General features: G+C 44.4%; 2 protein-coding genes and 1 tRNA gene. 2 read left to right on the top strand and 1 reads right to left on the bottom strand.

Annotated elements, in window-relative coordinates:
* Positions 1-837: ComEC/Rec2 family competence protein (locus tag QUA10_RS28060; protein ID WP_445243610.1), on the top strand; the 837-nt coding region annotated here is incomplete at its 5' end.
* A 60-nt stretch (positions 838-897) separates the two neighbouring features.
* Positions 898-984 (top strand) — tRNA-Ser (locus QUA10_RS28055).
* Between the two features lie 642 nt (positions 985-1,626).
* Here the strand turns inward: QUA10_RS28055 and QUA10_RS28050 are convergent.
* On the bottom strand, positions 1,627-4,750 hold a 3,124-nt coding region (locus tag QUA10_RS28050), incomplete at its 5' end, for an ATP-binding protein (RefSeq protein WP_333085791.1).

Below are 4,750 nucleotides of genomic sequence, written 5' to 3'. Positions count from 1 at the left end.
GAAGAAAGTAGAGTTGTGTCGCTGCCGAGTTTTTCATCTGCTTGGATTTTGCCGCTGGCGCTGGTGGCGGGAATAAGTATCATAGTTTTGCCAGCTTGGCACGTTCAATCCTCTTTATTTCAAGTTACTTTGCTGGCGACATCTGGCGAACCAGTGTTAGTAATTCAAGATAGGGGAAAAGTGGCGCTAATTAATAGCGGTGATGAAAATACCGTAAGGTTTACAGTGTTGCCTTTTTTGCAGCAGCAAGGAGTTAATTCTGTGAATTTTGCGATCGCCTCTCACGGTCATTTAGGTTTGAGCGGTGGTTGGGGAAAATTACTAGAACGCTTGCCAATTAAAACATTTTATGATAACAACGCTCCGAAACAAATTCACCGTGGCAACAATCAGGAATTTATGACGGCTGTGCAATCTCGCCAAGGCGTTTACTTTCCTTTAGAAACTAACAGTACAGTTGATCTGGGTTCGACGCGGTTGCAGTTCGTGAATGCGGAGATTCCGGTAGTAGAATTCCTGGTGGGAAATCGAACTTGGTTGCTTGTCGGTGAAATGACACCGGAAGTGCAAAAAAAATTGGCAGCAACGGGAACCTTGAAGCCGGCTCAAGTGCTGTGGTGGTCAGGAAAAGCCCTGACGGCTGAGTTATTAAGCGCAGTTGGGCCACAAGTGGCGATCGCCTCTGCTAACGAAATCGACCCAGAAACCGCAGCCCAACTGCGCCAAAGCAAAGCCCAGATATTCTGGACAGGCCGCGACGGAGCCCTCCAGTGGACTCCAGCAGGGGGATTTAAGACCACTCTGGAATCTGAAGAAAATCAAACTTCTTTTTTATAAAGATTTACAATCTGGCACACTGTGCGGTAAAATACTTTTAGCTCACATCTCAAATCAATTGGAGAGGTGGCAGAGCGGTTGAATGCGGTAGACTCGAAATCTACTTTAGGGGTAACTCTAACGTGGGTTCAAATCCCACCCTCTCCGTACATTGCTTACTCCACAAGGCTTTGATGCTATCCGCTTCTTTAGCCCAATGTGCAGTTTTATAGGCAGTGGTATATATGAGTGGTATATAAACCACTCATATATACCACTTTTTGCTTTAACTCCACCCCATCAAGCGGGCGATCGGTCAAGACAAAAGTATTTCTAAAATTGTCTCGAAATCTATTTTAAAGGCAACTCTAACGTGGGTTCAAATCCCACCCTCTTCGTACATCTCAGCGTCAAGCGCGCACCTTATTAACCTAGGTAGGGTGCGCGCACCTGATTATATTATGAAATTTAACTCCACAATCTGATTAGCATGATAGCTGCTTTCATTTCGGTAAGGTAGAGGCTGAAAATCTCAAGGGAATTCTTAACTCAAAACCGGGCACAAAAAAGGGAAGAGAGTTGGTAAAGCAGGCGGTTGCAAACCGCTGTCTCAATCACGAATAAGGTGCGGGCGGAGGATGGGGGAATTAGTCTAGATTCTTTGTTTCCCTAGTCCCGAGTCGCTAGCTCCTAGCACGAAAACCCCTAGCCTGTTGCTCGTTCCCCGTGCCCAGTTTCCTGTTTCTTCTAATAACGTGGTTTGTAATTGCGAGGCAGCACTAATTTCGCTAAAGACCTACTACGAAATGCTCACGCCGGAATAGAAATCACAAACTCTGAACCCTGGTCCAAAGAAGAATTCACCACTAATGTACCTCCATGTTTTTCCACAACAATTTGATGGGCGATCGACAATCCTAATCCCGTTCCTTGACCTACAGACTTGGTGGTGAATAAGTGGTTAAAGATGTTTTCCTTGACTTCGGGCGACATCCCCACTCCATTATCCTTAATGCGTATCAAAACCTGATTGTTGGATTCGCTCAGAGCAGTTTGAACCGTAATTTGATTAGGTAGAGCTTTAATTTCACTAAAACTCCGCCCCTTATTGGACTCCTCCAGAGCGTCAATGGCATTAGCCAGCACATTCATAAATACCTGGTTTAACTGTCCGGGAAAGCATTTCACTAGGGGTAAGTTACCATACTCTCTCACAACTTCAATGGCAGGGCGGAACTCGCTGGCTTTTAAACGGTGCTTGAGAATTAGCAGAGTGCTTTCAAGTCCATCGTGAATATTGAAAGCAACTGGTCGATCGCTATCTGCTCTAGAAAATGTTCTCAGACTCGTACTTATATTGCGGATGCGCTCGACTCCTTCCTGCATTGAGCCAATCAATTTGGGCAAATCTTCTCGCAAATACTCTAAGTCCATATCCTCAATTTCTGCTTCAATTTCCACTCCCGGATTGGGAAATTTTTCTTGATACAAATCAATCAAATTGAATAAATCCCCCACGTATTCTTGAGCAGGTTGCAAGTTGCCGGCGATAAAGCCTACGGGATTGTTAATTTCGTGGGCTACACCTGCGACTAAATTTCCCAGAGCCGACATTTTCTCACCCTGTACCAATTGCAACTGCATCTGTTTGAGATCGCTGAGATAAAGCTCTAGTTTTTGGGCATATTCCTGGGATTGTTGATACAGTCGGGCGTTTTGTAAGGAAATTGCTGCTTGCGAGCACAGGATGTTGAGGATGGCGACGCGATCGCCCGTGAATGCCCCTGTTGCTAAATTATTTTCCAAATACAAAATCCCCATCATTTTCCCTCGCTCGCTGATCGGAGTGCACAGCAGGCTCTGAGGTTGGTGTTGGATTATGTAGGGGTCAGATGCAAATCTTGGTTGATTGGTAGCATCATCAAAAATCAGGGTTTGTTTTGTACGTTTGACGTAGTTGATCAAGCTCAGAGGAATTACTTCGCTCTCCTCAACCGGCATTGATTGCAGAAGGCAGTCTTGACGGTTGGTGCAGTTGACGTTTATCCTCCAGTTTCCCTCTTCATTCAAAATTAATGCTCCGCTTTGTGCTCCGGCATTCTTCACAACCACTTGCATGAGGGTAGTGAGCAATTGATCGAGTTTAATTTCACTAGATAGAGCTTGAGAAGCTTTGATAACTGTCGGCAAATCTACTATGTCCCAACTGCTGGTGCTACCAATAATTGTTCTATTCGTGTTAGATAAAGATGATTCACTATGGGTGGATGTGTGAATTGTTTCGCTCGAATTATGGCGAGTTCGCTCCTGTTGCAGGATCACAGCAAGCAATTGAGGATAGCGCTGTTCTAGATGGTCAATCTTTGCTTTTGCTCCCCAACGAGCGTAAGCATAGTAAGCATCAATTAAATAGGGTTTGGCCAGTTTTTCTTTACCCCACTCTAAATAGAATTTAGCAGCGAGTTCGTGAGCTAGAGCTTCCTCGTTGATGTATTCGTTCTCTTTGGCGAGGGCAATAGCCTTGTCATACGTCTCGATCGCTTCTATTTTTTGGTTTAAAACCCGATGCCGTTCTGCCTCCACTAGATAGAATTTATGCAGGTGATTCATGGGGGCATGATCCGCCCATTTTTGCATTTTTTCTTGATTAGCTTTTACTCTGTCAAGAAGTTCCTGTTGCTCTGACTGTGGAGTATCAGAATACACCGCCAAGCTCACTAGAGAATCGTAGAAATAGAAGAGGACAACTGTTATCTGCCCTGAAGCTGCGCTCAAATAAGTTTCTATTTCAGCGATATTTTTAAATGCTTCCGGGTAATTCTCAAACAGATAACAAAGCACAAGTTTGTGCAAGTATAAGTAATGAATACCCAGGTAGTTATTGGTTCGCTGATACAGTTGCAACATTGTCTCTTCGTCGTAGGCTTCTCCCTTTAAATGGCATGGGTCTTGCGCTCTCCCTATCAAGTTCAAAACGGCTTGCCAACAAATTTTCTGATAAGAAAGTGCTGCTTCCTGGTGAATTTTACTAACGGCATCTGCGTAGCTTGCTATCTCTAGTTCGAGTTGCGTTAGTTGCTTGCCAATAAAATACGAATAATAACTGTATTGAAACATAGCATAACCAGCAAATTCTAACTCTCCGGTTTCCAGCCCACAAGTATAATCGGACAGCAAAGGTTTTAAACTATTTCTGAAGTGTTCTTTCCAAGGTTGAATACTAGAATGCACCATGGCGGATGTCTTGGCTTGGATTTCTTTGGCATCCAACTTTGACAATAGACGTAAAGCCATTTGACCGAACTCATAGCCCCGCTCAATATCTCCCATCCCACAGAGAAGATAACTATATATGGCAAAAGCATAGGGAGATAAAGAAGCATTGCCATATTGGACAGATAAATTGACCTGTTTGCAAACTACCAAAGGCGCGAGTGGCGGTAGCGCTATGTAGGCAGGAGTAAATAGGCTTGACAGAATCGTTATAGTTGCTATTTGTTGAGGATCTGTCATCAGAGGGAGATCGATTAAGTCCTCAGTTCCCTTTCCGCTCAAAATTGACGCGGTTTCTCCTAGTGCGTGTCCAATATCAGATAAATTTGGCTCGGAGGGAAACTCTACCCCCAACTGCTTTAAGACTGGCAACCCTGTATTCAGCGCTTCCTGTAGCTTATATTGCGCCATACAAGCTTCTATCTTTACTTCATATACCTTCACTTTTTCCAGTAGCGTTTTGCCGCAGCTTTCCACGACTGATGCTAATGTCTCCATCCGGTCAAAGTCACCACTTAGATATGCCGCTTCTGCTGCTTCGGTATGCAGCGCTAATGTTAGTTCGTATTGATTCTCCCAACTATTTAGGGCTTGCTGAATATATCGATGGCACTTGACGTAGCCTGGGTTATGCGCTCGCGAGAGCGAGGGTAAAGTGCAA

It is taken from the genome of Microcoleus sp. Pol8_D6 (assembly GCF_036700965.1).
In the GTDB taxonomy this organism is placed as follows: Bacteria; Cyanobacteriota; Cyanobacteriia; order Cyanobacteriales; family Microcoleaceae; genus Microcoleus.
Note: the sequence above shows the minus strand (reverse complement) of the source record. Positions and strands in the feature narration are given on the sequence as shown.